Origin of the sequence: Pseudomonas sp. Q1 (assembly GCF_009935975.1) — a bacterium.
Taxonomy (GTDB): Bacteria; Pseudomonadota; Gammaproteobacteria; order Pseudomonadales; family Pseudomonadaceae; genus Aquipseudomonas; species Aquipseudomonas palleroniana.
Genome location: NZ_QODI01000017.1, coordinates 144,529 through 167,515, shown reverse-complemented (window position 1 = coordinate 167,515; position 22,987 = coordinate 144,529). Strand labels below are relative to the sequence as shown.

General features: G+C 58.9%; 20 protein-coding genes. 8 read left to right on the top strand and 12 right to left on the bottom strand.

The genetic code is table 11. From position 1 onward, the window contains the following. Positions 1-152: 152 nt before the first annotated feature. The gene (locus tag DK870_RS24535) at positions 153-1,259 is read right to left on the bottom strand and encodes an ABC transporter ATP-binding protein (RefSeq protein WP_104995641.1); all 1,107 of its coding nucleotides are present in this window, start codon (positions 1,257-1,259) and stop codon (positions 153-155) included. Continuing rightward, on the bottom strand, positions 1,256-2,176 hold the full coding sequence (argF, locus tag DK870_RS24530) for an ornithine carbamoyltransferase (RefSeq protein ID WP_090366486.1): 921 nt from the start codon (positions 2,174-2,176) through the stop codon (positions 1,256-1,258). The genes DK870_RS24535 and argF overlap by 4 nt, the downstream gene beginning before the upstream one ends. Positions 2,177-2,610: 434 nt before the next feature. Here argF and DK870_RS24525 point away from each other — a divergent pair, with 434 nt between their 5' ends. Both DK870_RS24525 and grxD read left to right on the top strand, forming a co-directional pair. After that, complete coding sequence (locus DK870_RS24525) at positions 2,611-4,719, top strand: molybdopterin oxidoreductase family protein (protein WP_161549911.1); 2,109 nt, start codon at positions 2,611-2,613, stop codon at positions 4,717-4,719. Positions 4,720-4,805: 86 nt separating this feature from the next. After that, positions 4,806-5,144 (top strand): Grx4 family monothiol glutaredoxin, encoded by a 339-nt coding sequence (gene grxD, locus DK870_RS24520; RefSeq protein ID WP_060753947.1) that lies wholly within the window; start codon positions 4,806-4,808, stop codon positions 5,142-5,144. Between the two features lie 81 nt (positions 5,145-5,225). Here grxD and bfr read toward each other — a convergent pair whose 3' ends face one another. Continuing rightward, the gene (gene bfr / locus DK870_RS24515) at positions 5,226-5,696 is read right to left on the bottom strand and encodes a bacterioferritin (RefSeq protein ID WP_060753948.1); all 471 of its coding nucleotides are present in this window, start codon (positions 5,694-5,696) and stop codon (positions 5,226-5,228) included. 201 nt (positions 5,697-5,897) lie between these two features. Then, the gene (locus DK870_RS24510) at positions 5,898-6,116 is read right to left on the bottom strand and encodes a bacterioferritin-associated ferredoxin (RefSeq protein WP_081086986.1); all 219 of its coding nucleotides are present in this window, start codon (positions 6,114-6,116) and stop codon (positions 5,898-5,900) included. 244 nt (positions 6,117-6,360) lie between these two features. Here DK870_RS24510 and DK870_RS24505 point away from each other — a divergent pair, with 244 nt between their 5' ends. Further along, complete coding sequence (locus DK870_RS24505) at positions 6,361-6,963, top strand: peroxiredoxin (RefSeq protein WP_034096135.1); 603 nt, start codon at positions 6,361-6,363, stop codon at positions 6,961-6,963. A gap of 65 nt (positions 6,964-7,028) precedes the next feature. On the opposite strand, the gene rnt is transcribed toward DK870_RS24505, so the two are convergent. Together rnt and pyrC are read right to left on the bottom strand one after the other, a co-directional pair. Beyond that, positions 7,029-7,700: a ribonuclease T gene (rnt, locus tag DK870_RS24500; RefSeq protein WP_060753949.1), complete on the bottom strand. Its 672-nt coding sequence runs from the start codon at positions 7,698-7,700 to the stop codon at positions 7,029-7,031. Next, positions 7,697-8,743 carry a dihydroorotase gene (gene pyrC, locus DK870_RS24495; RefSeq protein WP_161549909.1) on the bottom strand — a complete coding sequence of 349 codons (1,047 nt, stop codon included), beginning with the start codon at positions 8,741-8,743 and terminating at the stop codon, positions 7,697-7,699. Before pyrC ends, rnt begins: the two co-directional genes overlap by 4 nt. A 156-nt stretch (positions 8,744-8,899) precedes the next feature. Here pyrC and DK870_RS24490 point away from each other — a divergent pair, with 156 nt between their 5' ends. The 3 genes from DK870_RS24490 (at position 8,900) to DK870_RS24480 (ending at position 12,425) form a co-directional block, all read left to right on the top strand. Further along, on the top strand, positions 8,900-9,808 hold the full coding sequence (locus DK870_RS24490) for an OmpA family protein (protein WP_104995644.1): 909 nt from the start codon (positions 8,900-8,902) through the stop codon (positions 9,806-9,808). A 142-nt stretch (positions 9,809-9,950) separates the two neighbouring features. Next, positions 9,951-11,168, top strand: a complete 1,218-nt coding sequence (locus DK870_RS24485; RefSeq protein ID WP_025856870.1) for an argininosuccinate synthase — start codon at positions 9,951-9,953, stop codon at positions 11,166-11,168. Between the two features lie 624 nt (positions 11,169-11,792). After that, positions 11,793-12,425 carry a response regulator transcription factor gene (locus DK870_RS24480; RefSeq protein WP_060753953.1) on the top strand — a complete coding sequence of 211 codons (633 nt, stop codon included), beginning with the start codon at positions 11,793-11,795 and terminating at the stop codon, positions 12,423-12,425. 82 nt (positions 12,426-12,507) lie between these two features. On the opposite strand, the gene DK870_RS24475 is transcribed toward DK870_RS24480, so the two are convergent. The 4 genes from DK870_RS24475 to metG form a co-directional block, all read right to left on the bottom strand. Continuing rightward, complete coding sequence (locus DK870_RS24475; RefSeq protein ID WP_060753954.1) at positions 12,508-12,690, bottom strand: PA3496 family putative envelope integrity protein; 183 nt, start codon at positions 12,688-12,690, stop codon at positions 12,508-12,510. A gap of 107 nt (positions 12,691-12,797) precedes the next feature. Next, positions 12,798-13,436: an endonuclease III gene (nth, locus tag DK870_RS24470; RefSeq protein WP_060753955.1), complete on the bottom strand. Its 639-nt coding sequence runs from the start codon at positions 13,434-13,436 to the stop codon at positions 12,798-12,800. Between the two features lie 105 nt (positions 13,437-13,541). Then, a complete protein-coding gene (gene rsxB, locus DK870_RS24465; protein WP_161549907.1) occupies positions 13,542-14,702 on the bottom strand; it encodes an electron transport complex subunit RsxB in 1,161 nt (386 codons plus the stop codon). Positions 14,703-14,933: 231 nt separating this feature from the next. Beyond that, positions 14,934-16,985: a methionine--tRNA ligase gene (gene metG / locus DK870_RS24460; RefSeq protein ID WP_060753957.1), complete on the bottom strand. Its 2,052-nt coding sequence runs from the start codon at positions 16,983-16,985 to the stop codon at positions 14,934-14,936. 172 nt (positions 16,986-17,157) lie between these two features. Here metG and apbC point away from each other — a divergent pair, with 172 nt between their 5' ends. Then, a complete protein-coding gene (apbC, locus tag DK870_RS24455) occupies positions 17,158-18,252 on the top strand; it encodes an iron-sulfur cluster carrier protein ApbC (protein ID WP_161549905.1) in 1,095 nt (364 codons plus the stop codon). 502 nt (positions 18,253-18,754) lie between these two features. On the opposite strand, the gene fdxA is transcribed toward apbC, so the two are convergent. Together fdxA and mutS are read right to left on the bottom strand one after the other, a co-directional pair. Beyond that, a complete protein-coding gene (fdxA, locus tag DK870_RS24450; protein ID WP_003208688.1) occupies positions 18,755-19,078 on the bottom strand; it encodes a ferredoxin FdxA in 324 nt (107 codons plus the stop codon). Positions 19,079-19,220: 142 nt separating this feature from the next. Next, positions 19,221-21,812, bottom strand: coding sequence for a DNA mismatch repair protein MutS (gene mutS, locus DK870_RS24445; protein WP_161549903.1), 2,592 nt, complete (start codon positions 21,810-21,812; stop codon positions 19,221-19,223). Between the two features lie 189 nt (positions 21,813-22,001). On the opposite strand from mutS, the gene DK870_RS24440 reads away from it, so the two are divergent. After that, positions 22,002-22,745, top strand: a complete 744-nt coding sequence (locus DK870_RS24440) for an XRE family transcriptional regulator (RefSeq protein ID WP_174554046.1) — start codon at positions 22,002-22,004, stop codon at positions 22,743-22,745. The last annotated feature ends 242 nt before the right edge of the window (positions 22,746-22,987 follow it).

Below are 22,987 nucleotides of genomic sequence, written 5' to 3'. Positions count from 1 at the left end.
GCCCCAACAAGGACGCCGTGGTGTTTCAGGAAGATCGCGGTGACTGGATTTGGGGCGGCTTTGCCACCCAGCGCGGGGCAAGCCCGCTCACTACAGACGATGTGTTCTACATCCCACCCTTTAACTGACTGGCATTAGGGCGTGACCGGTCGTTACGCCGGGTTGTAGCGGCGTACGCCGGCGTCGGCGTGCGGGACCTGCGCGGCAACGCTGCCTGACGCCTGGAACAGCACCAGATGTTCAGCGGCAACACGAATGCCCACATCTGCCCCGACCCGGTGATCGGCATGGCTGGGGAAGATCGACTCCAATTGAGCGCCCGTTGGCAACTGCAAGCGGTACAAGGTCGAGGCACCGAGGAAGGTTTTGCCGACAATCCGCGCTTTCAACGGGCTGTCCGGTGCATAAACGATGTCATCCGGGCGCAGCAATACGTCCACTGCGCCACCTGTAGGCCAGGTATAGGCACGCTTACCGCGCAAGTCGCCCAGTTCGGTGCTGACCGATTGCGGCGAACTCAGCTGGCCGCGAATGAAATAGCCTTGGCCGACGAAGCTGGCCACGTAAGGTGTCTGCGGCTGGTGATAGAGGTTGTAGGGCGTGTCCCACTGTTCAAGGCGACCCTCTTTGAAAACCCCGACCTGATCACTGACGGCGAAAGCTTCTTCCTGGTCGTGGGTGACCAGGATCGCACTGGTGCCGCGTGCCTTGAGGATGTCACGCACTTCATGGCTGAGCTTGCGTCGCAGTTCGCCGTCGAGGTTGGAGAAGGGTTCGTCGAGCAGCAAAAGCTGCGGCTCCGGCGCCAGGGCGCGGGCGAGGGCGACCCGTTGCTGTTGGCCACCGGAAAGCTCATGGGGAAAGCGCTGGCCCAGGTTCTTCAGGTTGACCAGTTCGAGCAGCTCGGCGACCACGCGGTCTTTTTGCGGGTGTTTGCGAATGCCGAAGGCGATGTTGTCGGCCACGCTCAGGTGCGGAAACAGTGCGTAGTCCTGGAACACCATGCCGATGCGACGCTTCTCGGGTGCCAAGGTGAAACCTGCACTGGAGATGACTTCGCCGGCCAGGCGGATTTCACCTTCGTGCACCGGTTCAAACCCGGCAATCGCACGCAGGGTGGTGGTTTTGCCGCAGCCCGAGGAGCCCAGCAAGCAACCGATGTCACCTGCATTGAGGTGCAGGTTGAGGTTCTGCACCACCCGTTGAGCTTGATAGCCGCATGCCAGATTGTGCAGGTTCAGCAGAAGACTATGACTCATGCGTGGTGATACGCCGGCTCAACCAGGAATTCGAGCAGGGCTTTCTGCGCGTGCAGACGGTTTTCGGCCTGGTCCCAGGCGACCGAGCGAGGGTCGTCGAGTAAGTCGAGGCTGATTTCTTCGCCACGGTGAGCCGGCAGGCAGTGCATGAACAGGACGTCCGGCGCAGCCAGGTCGAGCAGGGCGCGGGTGACCTGGAAGGGTGCGAACAGGGTCAGGCGCTTGGCAGTTTCTTCTTCCTGGCCCATCGAGGTCCAGACGTCGGTACTCACCAGATGCGCACCGATCACCGCATCGCGCGGGTTGCGCACGATGGTGACGCGGTCACCCGCCTGCGCAAGGAAGCGCGCATCCGGCTCGTAGCCTTCGGGGCAAGCGATACGCAGTTGGAAGTCGAACTGGATCGCCGCTTCTATATAGCTGTTGCACATGTTGTTGCCATCGCCGATCCAGGCCACGGTCTTGCCCTGGATCGCGCCGCGATGCTCAAGGAAGGTTTGCATGTCGGCCAGCAATTGGCAGGGATGCAGGTCATCGGACAGGCCATTGATCACCGGTACACGGGAGTTGGCGGCAAATTCAGTCAATGTGCTGTGGGCGAAGGTACGGATCATCACCGCATCGAGCATGCGCGACATGACGATGGCGCAGTCGCTGATCGGCTCACCCCGTCCCAGTTGGGTATCACGCGGCGACAGGAAGATCGCCTGGCCGCCCAGCTGGATCATGCCGGCTTCGAAGGACAAGCGGGTGCGCGTCGAGGACTTTTCGAAAATCATCCCGAGTACGCGGTTTTTCAAGGGCTCAAACAGTACGCCGCGGTTACGCAGGTCTTTAAGCTCAATGCCTCGACGGATCACGCTGACCAGCTCTTCGGGCGTGCAATCCATCAGGGAGAGAAAGTGCCTTGCGCTCATCATTAACTACCTTTTTGCAACAGACCGCAGATACTCAAAGCCTTGTTTATTGTGACAACGGGCGAGACCTGCGGCGTAAGCCGCACGGGGCGACGAAATAGGGGAAGGCGCGATATTGACATTAAATGTCGCGTCTTACCAATAGGGCTACGGTTTTATGGGTGTTCAAGAAGGGCGCGAAGGCGCTTTTGAAGCCTGATTCCTCACAGCAGTAGGGCCTTTGTACACTGGCGTTGCAGCCTTTTGCAATGCGCGAGGGCGGGCCCAGGCCAGGCTGTGTCGGTTTCAGAGGGGGCATGCGCAGCTTGTAACATTTGCTCATGCTTACCCCCATGCCTTGGCCTGATAGCCGTCGATTCACACGGCGAACGGTGCTGGCGGCGCTGGGGGGCTGGGTCCATAGTCTGGCCAAAGCCCTTATAAAGAGACTGGCCATGACCAAGACTCTCCACCACCGAGCCTGCCATCTGTGTGAAGCCATCTGCGGGCTGACCCTGGAAACCACCCTGGCCGACGACGGCCACCTGGCGATCACCTCGATCAAGGGTGACCCGCAGGACACGTTCAGCCGCGGGCATATCTGCCCCAAGGCCGTGGCGCTGCAAGATATCCAGAATGATCCCGACCGTCTGCGCCAACCGATGCTGAGGGTGGGCAGCGAGTGGCAGCCGATCTCGTGGGAGGAGGCATTCACACAGGTCGCCGAGCGGCTGGCCGGCATCCAGGCCCGGCATGGGCAGAACTCAGTGGCGGTGTATCAAGGCAACCCCAGCGTGCACAACTACGGGCTGATGACCCACAGCAACTACTTCCTCGGCTTGCTCAAGACGCGCAATCGGTTCTCGGCGACCTCGGTGGACCAGTTGCCCCACCATCTCACCAGCCACCTCATGTACGGCCACGGCCTGCTGTTGCCGATCCCGGATATCGATCACACCGACTTCATGCTGATCCTCGGCGGCAACCCGCTGGCGTCCAACGGCAGCATCATGACCGTGCCGGATGTAGAGAAGCGCCTGAAAGCCATCCAGGCGCGTGGCGGCAAAGTGGTGGTGGTCGACCCACGGCGCAGCGAGACGGCAGCGATGGCTGATCAACACCTGTTCGTGCGCCCGGGAGGGGATGCCGCGCTGTTGTTCGGAGTGCTCAACACGCTGTTCAGCGAGAACCTGACCCGCGCCAGTCATTTGCCGGTTGAGGGGCTTGAGGAGGTAAGGCGGGCGATCGCCGGGTTCAGCGCCGACGCCATGAGCCGTCAATGTGCGGTGCCGGCCGAGCAGATTCGCCAGCTGGCGCGGGACTTTGCCGCTGCCGACAGGGCCGTGTGCTATGGGCGAATGGGCGTCTCGACCCAGGCCTTCGGCACGCTGTGCCACTGGCTGGTGCAACTGATCAACCTGGTGACCGGCAATCTGGACCGTGTCGGCGGTGCGCTGTGCACCACGCCGGCGGTGGACCTGGTGGCGTCCACTGGCGGCGGGCATTTCAACCGTTGGCAGAGTCGGGTTTCCGGGCGTCCGGAGTACGGTGGTGAGTTGCCCGTGTCGGCATTGGCCGAAGAAATGCTGACCGAAGGCGAAGGGCAGATCCGTGCGCTGGTGACGGTGGCAGGCAATCCGGTACTGTCGACGCCCAACGGCCGCCAGCTGGAGCAAGCGCTGGATGGCCTTGAGTTCATGTTCAGCATCGACCTCTACATCAACGAAACCACGCGCTATGCCGACCTGATCCTGCCGTCCACCTCGGCGCTGGAGAACGACCACTACGACACCACCTTCAATATGTTCGCCGTGCGTAACGTCACCCGTTTCAATCGCGCGATCCTGCCCAAGCCTGAAGGCGCCTTGCATGATTGGGAGATCTTTGTCGGCCTGGCCAAGGCCTTTGCCACGCGGACCGGTGTGGCGCTCAAGCCGACCATGGAGCCCGCGCAGATGATTGATTTCGGGTTGCGTGCCGGCGTGTACGGTGATGCCTCCAGCCACAAATTGTCGGTGGCGATGTTGGTCGATCATCCCCATGGCGTGGACTTGGGACCGCTCAAGCCCAATCTTGCGGCGCGCCTGAAAACCGCGAATGGCCAGGTGCAGGCGGCGCCCGCCGTGATCCTGGCGGATCTGGCGCGTTTCGCGGCACAGCCGGTACCCATGGCCGATGAGCTGCTGCTGATCGGTCGCCGGCACGTACGCAGCAATAATTCCTGGATGCATAACTATCACCGCCTGGTGAAAGGCAAGCCTCGCCACCAGTTGCTGATGCATCCCGACGACCTTGCCCGGCGCCAGTTGAGTGATGGTCAGCGGGTGCGCGTCAGCTCGCGTATCGGCATGGTCGAAGTGGAGGTGCTCGCCAGCCTGGACATGATGCCCGGGGTGGTCAGCCTGCCCCACGGTTGGGGCCATGGCCGCCCCGGGGTACAGATGACCATCGCCAGCGGGCAGCCAGGGGCCAGTGCGAATGACTTGACCGATGAACGGCTGTTGGATGAGTTATCCGGGAACGCCGCGCTGAACGGGGTGCCCGTGCGGGTGGCGGCGGCTTAAGCTGCCTGAGCACCACGCTGGAATTTTGCGTTACAATGCGTCACCGTGCCGACCAGTGAGTCGCGAAGTTCCTGCAGAGGTGTTCCATGGATATCATCGAAACGATCAAAGAGCAGATTGCCAACAACACCATTCTGCTTTACATGAAGGGCGCGCCAAACGCTCCTCAGTGCGGTTTCTCCGCGAAGGCTTCCCAGGCCATCATGGCGTGTGGCGAGAAATTCGCTTACGTGGATATCCTGCAAAACCCTGAGATCCGCGCCAACCTGCCGAAATACGCCAACTGGCCGACGTTCCCGCAACTGTGGGTAGCCGGTGAGCTGGTCGGCGGCAGTGACATCATCGTTGAGATGGCGGCTGATGGTTCGTTGCAAACGCTGATCAAAGATGCAGCGGCAAACGCAGCAGCCAAGACTGACGCTTGATGCTCTTGTAGAAAGTCCTGCAATAAAAAGCCCCGCTTCTCGTGAGAGAGCGGGGCTTTTTTGTACCTGCGTACGAAGGGCTTATTCGCCCATCTGCGATTGCAGGTAGTTTTCCAGGCTGACTTTGTCGATCAGGCCCAGTTGGGTTTCCAGCCAGTCGATATGCTCTTCCTGATCTTCCAGGATGTCTTCCAGCAGTTCGCGGCTGCCGAAGTCGCCCTTGCTTTCACAATGTGCAATGGCAGCCTTGAGGTCGCTGTGGCTCTTGTGTTCGAACTTCAGGTCGCTGCGGATCATTTCCTGGGTGTGTTCGCCGATGTTCAGCTTGCCCAGGTCCTGCACGTTCGGCAGGCCTTCCAGGAACAGGATGCGCTTGATCAGGGCGTCCGCATCCTTCATGGCCTTGATGGATTCCTTGTATTCACGCTTGCCCAGCTTTTCCAAGCCCCAATCGTCATACATGCGTGCATGCAGGAAGTACTGATTGATCGCGACCAGTTCATTGGCAAGGATTTTATTGAGTTGCTGGATGACTGAGATGTCGCCTTTCATGACTGGGGTCCTGCCCTGTAATTGCTGTGTATAGGGCGGAGTTTGAGCGGCCAATTACAGGGTGTCAAACCTAAGTTATTGAATAATAAATGAAAATTAATAGGAATAAGAATGTTTGTGTTCCGCGTCTTGGCGCTAACTAATTGAATTACGGGCATAAAAAAACCGGACACTAAGTCCGGTTCTTCAAAATATGCTGATTCAAGCGTGTGTAAATTCTGCTGAATAGGGGAGCGCGCCCTGGGCTGTCTGCAACTGCGTCAGGGTTTCCCGTACCACCTGCTTGGCCAGGCACGCACATTTTCCGCACTGGCTGGCAACGCCGGTGGTTTCGCGTACTTCCTTGTAGCTGCAGCAACCTTCGTAGATTGCTTCGCGGATTTGTCCGTCGGTGACGCCAGTGCAGAGGCAGACATACATAAGGGAGAACCGTCGCAGGTTTGAGGCTTAAGTGCGGTGGATCTTAATGTTAACGAGAATGATTGTCAAAGTAGAATCGTAGGGTCCGTTACTGGCACTGCGCCCGCACTGACGAACGGTTTTTTCAGTGTATGATGGTCGGTCTTCACGAAGCGTGACTGCGTCACAGGGCTGTCGTCGGAATGCGGCAGACTCGCGACCGGTCCTTTTACTTCAATCGTCACCTCACATCAGGAGATACCCCATGAGCGTACTCGTCGGTAAACAAGCCCCGGATTTCGACGTACCTGCCGTCCTCGGCAACGGCGAAATCGTAGACAGCTTCAAACTGTCTGAAGCCATCAAAGGCAAATACGGCCTGGTGTTCTTCTACCCGCTGGACTTCACCTTCGTCTGCCCTTCGGAGCTGATCGCTCTGGACCACCGCATGGACGATTTCAAGGCGCGCAACGTTGAAGTGGTAGCCGTTTCCATCGACTCCCATTTCACCCACAACGCTTGGCGCAACACTGCCATCAATGATGGCGGTATCGGCAAAGTCAAATACACCATGGCTGCCGACATGAAGCACGAGATTGCCAAAGCCTACGACGTTGAGTCCGAAGGCGGCGTGGCTTTCCGTGGCGCATTCCTGATCGATGACAAGGGCGTCGTACGTTCGCAGATCATCAACGACCTGCCGCTGGGCCGTAACATGGAAGAGCTGATCCGTCTGGTTGACGCTTTGCAATTCCACGAAGAGCACGGCGAAGTTTGCCCTGCCAACTGGAAAAAAGGCGACAAAGGCATGAACGCTTCGCCAGAAGGCGTTGCGGCTTACCTGACCGAGAACGCTGGCAAGCTGTAAGCCAGAATCTCGGTACAAAAAAACCGGCCTGAGAAGGCCGGTTTTTTTATGTGCGGGGTATGACTTCAGTCGTTGAAGTCTTCCCAGCCGCCCATGTCTTTCCAACGGTTGACGATGCCGCAGAACAGCTCGGCGGTCTTCTCGGTGTCGTAGCGTGCCGAGTGGGCCTCGCGACCGTCAAAGTCGATACCGGCTGCCTGGCACGCCTTGGCCAATACCGTCTGGCCGTAAGCCAGGCCGGCGAGCGTTGCCGTGTCGAAGCTGGAGAACGGATGGAACGGATTGCGCTTCATGTCCAGCCGCGCCACGGCGGCGTTCAGGAAGCCCAGGTCGAAGCTGCTGTTGTGCCCCACCAGGATTGCACGCTTGCAGCCATTGGCCTTCAGCGCCTTGCGTACGCCACGGAAGATATCGGTCAGTGCCGCTTCTTCACTTACAGCCATGCGCAGCGGGTGGTCCAGCTTGATGCCGGTAAATTCCAGGGCTGCCGCTTCGATGTTGGCGCCTTCGAACGGCTCGACACGGAAGAAGTGGGTGTGCTCCGGGTACACGAAACCCTGTTCATCCATGCCGATGGTGGTGGCGGCAATTTCCAGCAGCGCGTCGGTGGCGCAATTGAAACCACCGGTTTCTACGTCGATGACAACCGGCAGATAGCCGCGAAACCGCTCGGCCATCGGGTGACGGGAGCCGCCGCCACTGTGCTCGTGTTCGTCGTCGAAATGGTCTTCACTCACGTGTTTTCCTCCAGCAGGCGCCAGCGCAGTGTTTCACCGGCGCGCAGCGGGATGACAGTCAGCTCGCCGAACGGCAGGCTGGCAAGGGCGGTCCAGTCTTCACGGACCAGGGTAATACGGTCGGTATTCGCCGGCAGGCCGTAGAAACGCGGGCCATTGAGGCTGGCGAAGCCTTCGAGCTTGTCCAGGGCGTTACGCTGTTCGAACGCTTCGGCATACAACTCGATCGCCGCATACGCGGTATAGCAGCCGGCACAACCGCACGCGGCTTCCTTGGCGTGCTGGGCGTGGGGGGCGGAGTCGGTGCCGAGGAAGAACTTCGGGTTGCCGCTGGTCGCCGCATCCAGCAAGGCCACCTGGTGGGTGTTGCGCTTGAGGATCGGCAGGCAATAGAAGTGAGGCCGAATCCCGCCTACCAGCATGTGGTTGCGGTTGTAGAGCAGGTGGTGGGCGGTGATGGTAGCGCCGACGTTGGCCGAAGCCTCGGTGACGAACTGCACGGCGTCGGCTGTGGTGATGTGTTCGAACACGACCTTGAGGGTCGGGAACAGATCGACCACCCGGCGCATATGCTCGTCGATGAAAATCTTTTCACGATCGAATACGTCGACATCGCCACGGGTGACTTCACCGTGGATCAGCAACGGCATGCCGACTTCGGCCATGGCTTCGATGGCCGGCAGGATCTTGTCGATACTGGTCACGCCGGAATCGGAATTGGTGGTCGCGCCCGCCGGATACAACTTGGCGGCATGCACGAAACCGCTGGCTTTGGCCTGGCGGATCTCGTCAGGTTGGGTGCGGTCGGTCAGGTAGAGCACCATCAGCGGTTCGAAGCGGCTGCCGGCCGGCCGTGCAGCGAGGATACGCTGGCGATAGGCATCGGCTTCGGCGGCATTACGCACCGGCGGTACCAGGTTAGGCATGATGATGGCGCGGCCGAACGTGCGCGCGACATCAGCCACAGTTTGGGGTAACGCAGCACCATCGCGAAGATGAATATGCCAGTCGTCGGGACGCAGCAGGGTCAGGCGGTCGGACATTGGGGATTCCAGGCGGGTCAATCTGGTGGGAATGCTACCGGAAAAGACTCTTGCAGGCACTCGCTATCAAGTTTTGCAGGATGCGACCGATATCCCCGGGTATGCCTTAACGATGTATGACGCTTTGAAGTGTTGTAGAAACCAGTGGAGCCTCCCGTGCGCCAGCATTATCTAGCCCTGCTCAGTGCGTTCGCCAGCCTGCCTGTGATGGCCCTCACGTTCCAGACACGCCTGGAGAATATTGAGTGGAAGGTGGAGGGCGATCAGTTCGAGTGCCGTCTGACCCAGCCGATCACCGATTTCGGCTCTGGTGAGTTCGTGCGCCGGGCCGGCGAGCAGGCGACGTTTCGTCTGAAAGCCTTTAACGGGTCGCTGGGTGCCGGTTCAGCTACCTTGTTGGCCGCCGCTGCTCCCTGGCAACCCGGCCGCGGTGATATCAACCTGGGTGCCGTGCGGGTCGGCAGCGGCGACGTGTTGTTCAATAGCTCCCAGGCCCAAGCCGGTCGTCTGTTCAGTGGTTTACTGGAAGGGCGTAGCCCAACCGTGCGGCATTACGCGCGTGAAGGCGGCTATTCGGAAATTCGCCTGCTGCCGGTGAAGTTCAGCAAGGCCTACAACGATTATCAGTTGTGCACCGCAAAGTTGCTGCCGATGAATTACGATCAGGTCAAGCAGACCGAGGTCGGGTTCCCTGGCGGTGGTATCGAGCTGGATGCGGCGGCCAAGAAAAAGCTGTCGGTGATTCTTGCGTTCATGAAAGCCGATCCCACGGTCAATCATATCGAGTTGAACGGCCATTCCGATAACAGCGGTAATCGCCTGACCAACCGCGATGTGTCGCGGCGTCGTGCGCTGGCGGTGATGGACTACTTCAAGGCCAACGGTATTCCAGAATCGCAAATCACTCTGCGTTTCCACGGCGAAAGCTACCCACTGGCGCCCAACACCAATGCGGCCAACCGTGCGCGCAACCGTCGCGTGAATATCCAGCTTGAACGGGTCGCGGCGCCCGAGAAACCGGCGCCTTCGACCGCAGCCCCAAGCAACCCCGCGCATATTTCATAAAGCGCGCTCATAAGGTGCGACCATCGGTCGCCCGCTCGACATAATCTGTCGCTTTATCTTCATTTGCTGTCGCGCCTCTGTAAATTCACGGTTTTGGTCGGTAGAATCGACGCCTTTCCGTACAACCCCGTGGAGTGATGGCATGGCCGACGTAAACAAGGTCGTTCTCGCGTATTCCGGCGGCCTGGACACTTCGGTGATCCTCAAGTGGCTGCAGGATACTTATAACTGTGAAGTGGTGACCTTCACCGCTGACCTGGGTCAGGGCGAAGAGGTCGAACCTGCACGTGCCAAGGCGCAAGCCATGGGCGTGAAAGAGATCTACATTGACGACCTGCGCGAAGAATTCGTCCGCGATTTCGTCTTCCCGATGTTTCGCGCCAACACCGTCTACGAAGGCGAGTACCTGCTGGGTACTTCGATCGCGCGTCCGCTCATCGCCAAGCGTCTGATCGAAATCGCCAATGAAACCGGCGCCGACGCCATTTCCCATGGCGCCACCGGCAAGGGCAACGACCAGGTCCGTTTTGAATTGGGCGCCTATGCGCTCAAGCCCGGCGTAAAAGTGATTGCACCTTGGCGCGAATGGGACCTGCTGTCCCGTGAAAAGCTGATGGATTACGCTGAAAAGCACGCAATCCCGATCGAGCGTCACGGCAAGAAGAAATCCCCGTACTCGATGGACGCCAACCTGCTGCACATCTCCTACGAAGGCGGCGTGTTGGAAGACACCTGGACCGAGCACGAGGAAGACATGTGGCGTTGGACCGTCTCCCCGGAGAACGCGCCCGACAAGCCGCAGTACCTGGAACTGACTTACCGCAACGGCGACATCGTCGCGCTGGACGGCGTCGAAATGACCCCGGCCACCGTACTGGCGACCCTGAACCGTATCGGCGGTGAGCACGGTATCGGTCGTCTCGACATCGTTGAGAACCGTTACGTGGGCATGAAGTCCCGCGGCTGCTACGAAACCCCAGGCGGCACCATCATGCTGCGCGCTCACCGTGCCATCGAGTCCATCACCCTGGACCGTGAAGTGGCACACCTCAAAGATGAGTTGATGCCCAAGTACGCCAGCCTGATCTACACCGGCTACTGGTGGAGCCCTGAGCGTCTGATGCTGCAACAGATGATCGACGCTTCCCAGGTCCACGTGAACGGCGTTGTGCGCCTGAAGCTGTACAAGGGCAATGTGATCGTCACCGGTCGCAAGTCCGATGAGTCGTTGTTCGACGCGAACATCGCCACTTTCGAAGAAGATGGCGGCGCCTACAACCAGGCGGACGCGGCAGGCTTTATCAAGTTGAACGCATTGCGCATGCGCATCGCGGCCAACAAAGGTCGCTCGTTGTTCTGAGTGATTCGCCCGCAGTGAAAATGGCCCTTTGCTCAAGGGGCCATTTTTTTTTGCCTGTTATTTTTAACCGGAGTGAAGTGTTTAAAGTTATAAACGCCTGTTGATAGTTTTGTAGTTGGCGATTTTTATTTCGTTTGATTTGCTCCAGGGATAATTGAATTTTGTAGGGGGAATGAATTTTTTACACCTGAACAGGAACTAGCCTTACAGGAAATTCACTCACAAAAGTACAGCGAAGCCATTTGGCGCTGAAACGTCTGTAGGAATTTTGGGTGTAAGAAAATATGTTAAATGGAACTAAAGCAGTCGATTTTTTTATGCCGGCTTTCCCGTGTACAGGCAAGAGGCAAGGGGCATTTGCTGAAAGGTGTGTGCGCCGCGTTTACCGCATGCCCCATACCCGCTGGAGATTTCACTCAAAATATGTAAAAGCCCGGAAAGGTCTGAAAGGTCTTATAAAACTCGACACATCCGAGTTGTTGGTTTTTTGTAGGTTAATTCTTATATCGTTGTGGGTTGGGTCTCTGCTTGCTGTTGCTCGGGGGGTAACGCTATGCCAACTATGAAACGACTAGGCTATTGTGCTTGCTCTAAATAATTCGAACAGCGAAATTGGACTTTCTCATGAATAAAGTGCTGATCGTGGATGATCATCCCGTCATTCGTCTTGCTGTGCGCATGCTGATGGAACGTCATGGTTATGAGGTCGTTGCCGAGACTGATAACGGTGTCGATGCCTTGCAACTTGCACGGGAACATACGCCGGACATTGTCATACTGGACATCGGAATTCCCAAGCTCGATGGGCTGGAAGTCATTTGCCGGCTGGCTTCAACCAAACAACCTGCACCGTTCAAGGTGTTGGTACTGACATCCCAGGCCCCGGGGCATTTTTCCATGCGCTGCATGCAGGCTGGGGCGGCCGGTTATGTGTGCAAGCAGCAGGACCTGACCGAGTTGTTGAGTGCCATCAAGGCGGTGCTTTCCGGCTACAGCTATTTTCCGAACCAGGCGCTTAATTCGGTGCGCTCCACCATGGGCAACGCCAGTGAAGCTGACATGGTCGAGCGCTTGTCGGGGCGAGAGATGATGGTGCTGCAGCAACTGGCCCGGGGCAAGACCAACAAGGAGATTGCCGACGGTATGTTCCTGAGCAACAAGACCGTCAGCACCTATAAGACCCGCTTGCTACTCAAGCTCAATGCCCGCTCCCTCGTCGACCTGATTGAACTGGCCCAGCGCAACGGGTTGGTATGAGTTAAGACATTCCACCGCTCCGGCATTCGTATACCGGCAAAAAAGCCTCCGTCAGGGAGGCTTCCGGTCGTTCACGAGTCGATCAGAGATCGAAGTCGTAATCGGCCAGCTGTTTTTGCAAGCGTCGCTCTTCCAGAAGATTGTCGATAGTGCGGCGTTTGCTCAAATTGGTCTTGGCCACCTCTACAACAGGGGCATCTCCTTCGTCATCCGCCTCTGCAATGAGGTCGTCTTCTACATCCAGTTGTTCTTTGCCAGTGCTCATAAGGTTAACTCCAGGCTAAGACTGCCGTTGGCGCTCCTTATAACGATAATCCATGATCGGGTAAAAAAGATTTTTTCAATCGATTGATTGCAAAAACTAATGATCACTCAATCGTCGGACGTCTTGTCCTTGTATTCGCACAGGTCTTCGATGCGGCAGCTCCCGCAGCGTGGTTTGCGGGCCTGGCAGACATATCGCCCGTGCAGGATCAGCCAGTGGTGGGAATCGAGCAAATACGGCTTGGGCACGAACTTCATCAATTGTTTTTCCACCTCCACCACGTTTTTGCCGCGAGCAATCCCGGTACGGTTGCTGACGCGGAAGATATGCGTGTCCACCGCCATGGTCAGTTGCCGGAATGCCGTATTGAGTACGACGTTAGCGGTTTTTCGGCCCACACCGGGGAGCGCTTCCAGCGCTTCACGGGTCTGCGGCACTTCACTGCCATGTAGTTCAATCAGCAGGCGGCAGGTCTCAATGACGTTCTTGGCCTTGCTGTTGTACAAGCCGATGGTCTTGATGTATTCCGACAAGCCGTCCACCCCCAAGGCGTAAATGGCCTCCGGTGTATTGGCCACCGGATACAGTTTGGCCGTGGCCTTGTTGACGCCAACGTCCGTGGACTGAGCCGAAAGGATCACCGCAATCAACAACTCGAACGGCGACGAGTAGGCCAGCTCGGTTTTGGGTTCGGGATTGTCTTCGTGAAACCTGCGGAAAATTTCCAGGCGTTTGGCAGCGTTCATGGGGCGGGCGTTTCCTTGCAAGCGGGCAGCGTAGTGTTCAAAGGTGGGGGGCCGGGTCGTGCAGGATAAACCATCATCCGCACACCCGGCAGCGTCTGTCGCGGCTTACGCGCCGGTACGCGCGTTCACTTGGCGCTGTGCCTCGTCCAGCTTGTGCTGTGCGGCGTCCAGCTCAGTCGCGCTGCAGCCAGGTTGGCGTTGTAACTTGCTGACCTCGGCCCGGGCATAGGCCAAGGCGGTTTTCAACTGGCGCAGTTCTGCGTCGATGGGGCGTTTTTCTACGCGCTGCAAGTCGGGCCTGGGTTGCTCGCTGTCATTCTCAGCGTCATGCAAGGCTTGCTCGGCGCTGACCAGCGCTGCGCTCAAGGTTGCCAATTGCTGTTGGTCAGCGTTCAGGTCCTGGGCTTTTTTCAGTTCGGCGCGACGCATTGCCAGTTGGATTTTTGCGCGCTTGAGCGCTGGGTCTTTTTGACTCGGCAGCGCTGTCGGGCTGGGGACCTCCAGGGCCGCGAGGGCCTGCTCCGCCGCTTCGAACTGCTGTTGCAGCACGATCAGTTGCGACTGTTGCTCAAAGGTCGGTGGGTGACCAAAAGCTTTCAAGGATTTGTGCAACTGAGCGCGACTCATTGCGACCGTGATTTTGGCTTTTTTGACCGCAGCGTCCTGGGCTGAATCGGTCGGCATGGGCATAACCGGCGCCGAGCGCTTGGCCCGTGCCAGGCGTTCGTCGAGCTTGCGCGCTTCTTCGCGTTGCAGGCGGGCATTACGCTGCTCGAAGCGCCGTCGTGCCCGGTCGCGCTTGAGGCCGCGTTCATGGTGCTGGTGGTCATTAGCTGCCAGGCCACCCACAATCGGCAACACAGAGGTCGCTGGGCGCATCTCAATGCAATCGACCGGGCAGGGCGCGACACAAAGGTCGCAACCTGTGCACTCATCGATGATAACGGTATGCATCAACTTGGCGGCTCCGACAATCGCGTCTACCGGGCAGGCCTGGATGCACTTGGTGCAACCGATGCATTCGGCTTCTCGGATGTAGGCGACTTGGGCCGGGGCTTCTCCTCGGCTGGTATCCAGCGCCAGAATCGGCACTTTCAGCAATTGCGCCAGGCCGGCGATGGTTTCCTCCCCACCGGGAGGGCACTTGTTGATCGCCTCACCAAGGGCGACACCCTCAGCATAAGGCTTGCAGCCCGGATGCCCGCATTTGCCGCATTGGGTCTGCGGCAGCAGCGCGTCGATACGTTGAATCAGGTTCGTGACCATTGGCATGCCAGTTGAACAAACAGGGCTTGTAGTGAGCGGGCTTGCCCCGCGCTGGGTGGCGCAGCCGCCCCAAATCCAGGCGTCTTGGTGTTTCTGAAACTACTGCGGCGTCCTTATTGGGGCGAAGCCTCCCCAAATCCAGGCGCCTTGGTGTTTCTGAAACTACTGCGGCGTCCTTATTGGGGCGGCTGCGCCACCCAGCGCGGGCAAGCCCGCTCACTACACAGCCGGTTATTTGATGCGTTGGCCCGGCTTTGCGCCGCTGTCCGGGCTGAGCAGGTAGATTTCTTCGCCGCCAGGGCCTGCCGCCATCACCATGCCTTCGGAAATGCCGAACTTCATCTTCCGTGGCTTGAGGTTGGCGATCATCATGGTCAGGCGCCCGTCGAGTTTGGACGGGTCCGGATACGCGCTCTTGATCCCGGAGAAGACATTGCGTCGCTCGTCACCAATGTCCAAGGTCAGGCGCAGCAGCTTGTCGGCACCCTCTACTGCTTCGGCCTTGACGATCAGTGCAACACGCAGGTCCACGGCCGCAAAGGCGTCAAACTCGATTTCCGGAGAAATCGGGTCCTTGGCCAGCTCGCCGTTGCCGGTCGTGGCGGACTCGCCGGTGTCGGTCTGGCTGGCAGTCAGGTCTTCTTTCGAAGCGTCGGTCATGGCCTGGACTTTGGCCGGGTCGATGCGGGTCATCAGTGGCTTGAACTCATTCAACTGATGGTTGCCGAGCAAGGTGGCGTGATCGTTCCAGGTCAACGGCGCGACGTTCAGGAACGCTTCGGCGTCGGCGGCCAGCAGTGGCAGTACCGGCTTGAGAAAGATCACCAACTGGCGGAACAGGTTGACGCCCGTGGCGCAGATCGCCTGCACTTCAGCCTGCTTGCCTTCCTGCTTGTTCAGCGACCACGGTGCCTTGTCGGCGATCCAGGCGTTGGCTCGGTCGGCCAGGCCCATGATTTCGCGCATGGCGCGGGCAAAGTCGCGGGCTTCATAGGCGTCGGCGATGCTTGGCGCAGCGGCCGTGAAGGCTTCGGTCAGCTCCGGCGCGGCGTTTTCGGCGACCAGCAGGCCGGCGTTGCCCTTGTGGATAAAACCGGCGCAACGGCTGGCGATGTTGACCACCTTGCCGACCAGGTCCGAGTTGACCTTCTGTACGAAGTCTTCCAGGTTCAGGTCCAGGTCGTCGACGCCACGGCCCAGCTTGGAGGCGTAGTAATAACGCAGGTATTCCGGCGACAGATGGTCCAGGTACGTGCGCGCCTTGATGAAGGTGCCACGGGACTTGGACATCTTCTGGCCGTTGACCGTCAGGTAGCCGTGTACGGCAATGCCGGTCGGCTTGCGGTAGCCCGAACCTTCAAGCATCGCCGGCCAGAACAGTGCGTGGAAGTTGACGATGTCCTTGCCGATGAAGTGATACAGCTCGGCGGTGGAGTCCTTGCCCCAGAACGCGTCGAAGTCCAGCGCCGGGGTGCGGTCGCACAGGTTCTTGAAGCTGGCCATGTAGCCGATCGGCGCATCCAGCCATACATAGAAGTACTTGCCAGGTTCGCCCGGGATCTCGAAACCGAAGTACGGCGCATCGCGGGAGATGTCCCACTGTTGCAGGCCGCTGTCGAGCCACTCGGACAGTTTGTTGGCCACGGCGTCCTGCAGGGTGCCGCTGCGGGTCCAGGCTTGCAGCATCTGCTGGAAATCCGGGAGCTTGAAGAAGAAGTGCTGGGAGTCCTTCAGTACCGGGGTGGCGCCGGAGATGGCCGACTTCGGATCTTTCAGGTCGGTAGGTGCGTAGGTGGCACCGCATTTCTCACAGTTGTCGCCGTACTGGTCTTCGGAGCCGCATTTCGGGCAGGTGCCCTTGATGAAGCGGTCGGCCAGGAACATTTTCTTTTCCGGGTCGAAATACTGGGTGACCGAACGCTGGTCGATGTGCCCGGCATCCTTGAGCCGCAGGTAGATCTGGCTCGACAGCTCGCGGTTTTCTTCGGAGTGGGTCGAGTGGAAGTTGTCGAAATCCACCAGGAACTCGGCAAAGTCGGCGCTGTGTTCAGCCTGCACATTGGCGATCAGTTGTTCTGGCGTGATCCCTTCTTTTTCGGCGCGCAACATGATGGCCGAACCGTGGGCGTCGTCCGCGCAGACATAAATGCATTGATTGCCGCGATGCTTCTGGAAGCGCACCCACATATCGGTCTGGATGTACTCAAGCATATGGCCAAGATGGATGGAACCATTGGCATAGGGCAGGGCGCTGGTGACGAGGATCTTGCGTGGCTCGGACATGGGGCTCGGCTACTTGATGAAACGGAGGTCGGCCACTATAAAGCGCCGGGAAATATATTTCACCCCGTGGCGTTGTTTCAAAATCATCCCGGCGTTCGAAACGCATGCCGTTGGGCGACGGGAACGGTTAGGATAGCCGCCTGTTTCAGTCAGTCTTTTTCGGGAGTAGCCCATGAGCGCCGTCAATCGCGCAGCGGTGGAAGCCGTTCTTCGCCAGTACACCGACCCCTATTTGAACCAGGACCCGGTCAGTGCCGGTTGTGTGCGGGCCATCGAGGTTCAGGGCGACCAGGTGTCGGTCCTGCTGGAGTTGGGCTATGCCGCCGGCCTGTTCAAAAGCGGCTGGGCGCAGATGTTGCAAATGGCCATCGAGGGCCTCGACGGCGTCGGTTCCGCCAAGGTCGACATCCAGTGCGTGATTGCCCCGCACAAGGCCCAGGCACAAATTCCGGGGCTGGCCAACGTCAAGAACGTGGTGGCGGTGGCCTCCGGCAAGGGCGGCGTGGGTAAATCGACCACGGCGGCCAACCTGGCCCTGGCCCTGGCCCGCGAAGGCGCGCGGGTGGGCATTCTCGATGCGGATATCTACGGCCCGAGCCAGGGTGTGATGTTCGGTATCGCCGAAGGTACGCGCCCCAAAGTGAAGGATCAGAAGTGGTTTGTGCCTATCGAGTCCTTGGGCGTGGAAGTGATGTCCATGGCTTTTCTCACCGATGACAACACGCCGATGGTCTGGCGCGGGCCGATGGTGTCCGGTGCGCTGCTGCAATTGGTCACCCAGACCGCCTGGGGCGACCTGGATTACCTGGTGATCGACATGCCGCCGGGTACCGGTGACATCCAGCTGACCCTGGCGCAGAAGGTCCCGGTGGCCGGCTCGGTGATCGTGACCACGCCCCAGGACCTGGCGCTGCTCGACGCGAAGAAAGGTGTGGAGATGTTCCGCAAGGTCAACATCCCGGTACTCGGTGTCGTGGAAAACATGGCGGTGCACATCTGTTCCAACTGCGGGCATGCCGAGCACCTGTTTGGTGAAGGCGGAGGCGAGAAGCTGGCGACCCAGTACGGCGTCGAATTGCTGGCCTCGTTGCCCCTGTCGATGCTGATTCGTGAGCAAGCCGATGGTGGCAAGCCTACCGTGATGGCTGAGCCGGACAGCCAGATCGCCATGATCTATCAAGAGCTGGCGCGCCATGTGGGCGCAAGGATTGTCTTGCAGGAGGCCGCCGCGCCAGCAATGCCGACGATTACCGTCAGCGAAGACTGAGCAGGTTGCAGGGAAAGAAGCCTCGACACTGTCGGGGCTTTTTCTTGCCTGCAAGATAGTCAATGAGGCGCGCTCGCGCTTTTACGCAATTGCGGGTGTAAGCATTCGCTTACTTTTTCGTAAGTGTTTGGTTTTTTTGCCCTGCACGGGCGCCTCGAATCGTCGAGAGATTTTTCTAATTGTTTGAAATATAAGAATTATTTATCGAGTTTTGGTGGTGGTCGTTGGCGCAGTGGCTGGACGCATCCCGTTGAACTTCCTTTGGAACTCTCTAACATCAGCCCCGTGTCCACGGATTGACACGGCCATCAAGGAACGATGGTTTAAAGGAACGTCGCAGGATGCGATTCATCAGGATGATGAAAAGGAATACAGGGACTAGGGAAAAAATGTGGGCGGGTCAAACCGCCCCTTTTTTTGCCTGTAGAAAAGCAACGGCTCACCCAGAAACGCAAAAAGGCCCGCAAGGGGCCTTTTTGGGTGGGGCGACGCGACGACGCTATCAGCGTTCGAGGTCTGCAATCTTGCCTTTTTTACCATCCCACTCCGCTGCATCCGGCATCGGGTCTTTGCGTTCGGTGATGTTCGGCCAGATTTCCGCCAGCTCGACGTTCAGCTGAATGAATTCCTGCATCTCTGCCGGGACTTCGTCCTCGGAGAAAATCGCGACGGCCGGGCATTCCGGTTCACACAGGGCGCAGTCGATGCACTCATCCGGGTGGATGACCAGGAAGTTCGGGCCTTCGTAAAAGCAGTCCACCGGACACACTTCTACGCAGTCGGTGTACTTGCACTTGATGCAGTTGTCGGTGACGACGAAGGTCATTTCTAATTTTCTCCTCAGGCGGCGGCAGCGAAACCCTTTGTGGCAGGGCTCGCGAGGTTCGGGAGCGATAGTCTGCAGGCCAGGCTAAGAGCCTGCAGCATCCCAAACCGCGCGAGAGTCTACCAGCTTGCAAGCGTCTGCGTTATATCCGAGTCTTCAGTGCATATAACATTTCGAGCGCTTTTCGCGGCGTCAAGTCGTCCACATCAAGTTTAGCCAACTCATCCAGCACCGGATGAGGCAGGCTGGCGAACATATCGCTCTGATGCGGCGTACTGGGCTTGCGGGGCGCCTTGGCCGGGTTTGCGACCACGGTTTCGTGGGGCAGGGCCGTGGTTTCAAGGCGGCTGAGGTGTTCACGGGCGCGGGTGATCACATCGTTGGGCACGCCAGCCAACTGGGCCACAGCCAGGCCGTAACTCTGGCTGGCCGGGCCTGGCAGCACGTGGTGCAGGAACACGATGCGCTCGTTGTGCTCAGTAGCGTTGAGGTGCACGTTGGCGACCAGCGGCTCGCTTTCCGGCAATACGGTCAGTTCGAAGTAGTGGGTGGCGAACAGCGTATAGGCACGCAGATGCGCCAGGCGTTCAGCCGCCGCCCACGCCAGGGACAGGCCGTCGAAAGTGCTGGTGCCGCGACCGACTTCGTCCATCAGCACCAGGCTGCGCTCGGTGGCGTTGTGCAGAATATTGGCGGTTTCGCTCATTTCTACCATAAAGGTCGAGCGGCCACCGGCCAGGTCGTCGCTGGAACCGATCCGCGTGAAAATGCGGTCCACCAGCGACAGCTCGCAGCTGGCAGCCGGTACAAAACTGCCGATGTGCGCCAGCAACACAATCAATGCGGTCTGGCGCATGTAGGTGGATTTACCGCCCATGTTCGGACCGGTGATCACCAGCATGCGGGTATCGTCGTCCAGCGACAAATCATTGGCCACGAACGGGGTGGTCAACACTTGTTCCACCACCGGGTGACGCCCCTGGACGATCCGCATGCACGGCTCGCTGACGAAGCGCGGGCAGTTCAGGTCAAGGTTCAGTGCGCGTTCGGCCAGGTTGCTCAACACATCCAGTTCGGCCAGGGCGGCGGCGGTGTCTTGCAGCGGTGCCAGACGGCTGATCAGGCCTTCGAGCAAGGCTTCATAGAGCATCTTTTCCCGAGCCAGGGCACGGCTTTTGGCCGACAGGGCCTTGTCTTCAAACTCTTTGAGCTCCGGCGTGATAAAGCGCTCGGCACCCTTGAGGGTCTGGCGCCGCTGATAGTCGATCGGGGCCGACTCGGCCTGCTTGCTCGGCAGCTCGATAAAGTAGCCGTGCACGCGGTTGTAGCCGACCTTCAGGTTGGCCAGGCCCGTTCGGGCTTTTTCACGGGCTTCCAGATCAATCAGGAACTGCCCGGCGTTCTCGCTCAGCGACTGCAGCTCGTCCAGCTCGGTGTCGTAACCGGTTTTGAGCACGCCGCCGTCACGGATGATCGCCGGCGGATTATCGATAATGGCTTTTTCCAGCAGGGCCGCGAGATCCGGATAAGTGCCTGCGGTGACTGCAAGTTGTTGCAGATGCGGCGTGTCCAGTTCGGTCATCGCCACTTGCAGTTGCGGCAACGCGCCAAGGGCATCGCGCAGGCGCGCGAGGTCACGGGGCCGCGCGTTGCGCAGGCCGATCCGCGCCAGGATGCGTTCGATATCGCCGATTTCCTTCAGCTGCGGCTGCAGCTTTTCAAAGCGATAGCCATCCAGCAGGCAAGTAATGGAGGACTGACGGGCTTGCAGCACGCCGAGGTCGCGCAGCGGACGGTTCAACCAGCGCGTCAGCAAACGGCTGCCCATCGCGGTCTGGCAACGGTCCACGACCGATTGCAACGTGTTGTCGCGCCCACCCGCCAGGTTGGTATCCAGCTCCAGGTTGCGACGGCTGGCGCCATCCAGCACCACGGTGTCGTCCAGGCGCTCATGACGCAGGCTGCGCAAATGGGGCAGGGCGGTGCGCTGGGTTTCCTTGGCATAGCTGAGCAAGCAACCGGCGGCGCCGATCGCCAGGGTCAGGGTCTCGCAGCCGAAGCCTTTGAGGTCTTGCACCGAGAACTGCTGGCACAGGCTTTTCAGCGCCGAATCGCGTTCGAAATCCCACGGCGCACGACGTTTGGTCCCACGGCGTTTTTCTGCGGGCAAATCCTTCGGCCAATCATCCGGGATCAACAGCTCCACCGGATTGATGCGCTCCAACTCCGCCAGCAGGTTTTCCCAACCCTTGATCTCCTGCACGCTGAAGTTGCCGCTGGTGATATCCAATACGGAAAGACCGAACAAGCGCTCATCGCCCAGCACCGCCGCGATCAGGTTGTCGCGCCGCTCATCCAGCAACGCCTCGTCACTCACCGTTCCCGGCGTGATGATCCGCACCACTTGGCGCTCGACTGGGCCTTTGCTGGTCGCCGGATCGCCGATCTGCTCACAGATCACCACCGATTCGCCCAGCTTCACCAACTTGACCAGGTAACCTTCCAACGAATGGTAAGGAATCCCACACATCGGAATCGACTGCCCCGCCGACTGCCCGCGCGCGGTCAGGGTGATGTCCAGCAGCTTGGCGGCCTTCTTTGCGTCTTCATAGAAGATCTCGTAGAAGTCGCCCATGCGATAGAACATCAACTGATCAGGGTGCTGGTTCTTCAGGCGCCAGTACTGCTGCATCATCGGCGTGTGGGAGGACAGATCGGAAGTGTTTTTACTCATCAGATAGTTGGCAAGTTCGTTGAAAGTGGTGGGGCAAAGATGGGGCACTGGCCCGGCTGATTTTGCAATGGCCGCAAGGTTAACACGCGAGGTTGGCGCTTCGCAGGTCATAAGTGGGCAGACAAAAGGCATGGCAAATGCATAAAATATGCAAATTAGCATTTGCCAACCCTCAAAACTCCCGTCAATATCCGCGCTATGCAAAAACGCAACGTTTCTATCGTCTTAAGAGAGCTGCTGGACCGCGACCGGATCTCCCCCACGGAGCTTCACCGGCGTACCGGCGTGCCTCAATCCACGTTGTCCCGGATCCTCAGCGGCAAGATCGTTGATCCGTCGGACAAGCACATTTCCCGCATCGCCGAGTACTTTCGCGTGGGCACCGATTACCTGCGCGGGCGCGCGGCAGTGGGTGCGCAGCGGGATGAAGGGCGCGACCCGATGCATTCGGAACTCAAGGACATAAGCCTGTGGGATGACGACACGCCCGTTAATGATGACGAGGTGTCGATCCCCTTTCTGCGCGAGGTTGAATTGGCTGCTGGATCAGGAAGATTCGTCATCGAGGAAAGCGAGAAGGCCAGCCTGCGTTTCGGCAAGCGCAGCCTGCGACATAACGGTGTGCAGTTCGACCAGGCCAAGTGTGTGACGGTACGTGGCAACAGCATGTTGCCGGTGCTGCGCGACGGCGCCACGGTGGGGGTGAATGCGGGCAAGAGTGGCATTGGCGATATCGTCGATGGCGACCTGTATGCCATCAATCACAATGGCCAGTTGCGCGTGAAGCAGCTCTACCGCCTGCCTTCCGGAATTCGCCTGCGCAGTTTCAACCGTGACGAGCACCCGGACGAGGACTATAGCTTCCAGGATATCCAGGATGAGCAGATCAGCATCCTCGGCCATGTGTTCTGGTGGGGCATGTACGCCCGTTAACCCTCACGCGTAAGACACAGCCCGCCATTGTGCGGGCTTTTTTTCGCCCGTAGAAAATCGCCAAACCCTTTGTCCACAAGGCCGAAAATGCACATGCGCATTTCCAGTGCAAAAATAAATGCATTTACGCATTGACTGTATATGCATACATGCATATTCTTTGTCTCAAGCCAGCCAACAAGGCTTGGTGGAGGCGGCAAGGATGCTGCCAGGGAAGACAAGGAAGGCACGCAACATCGGCA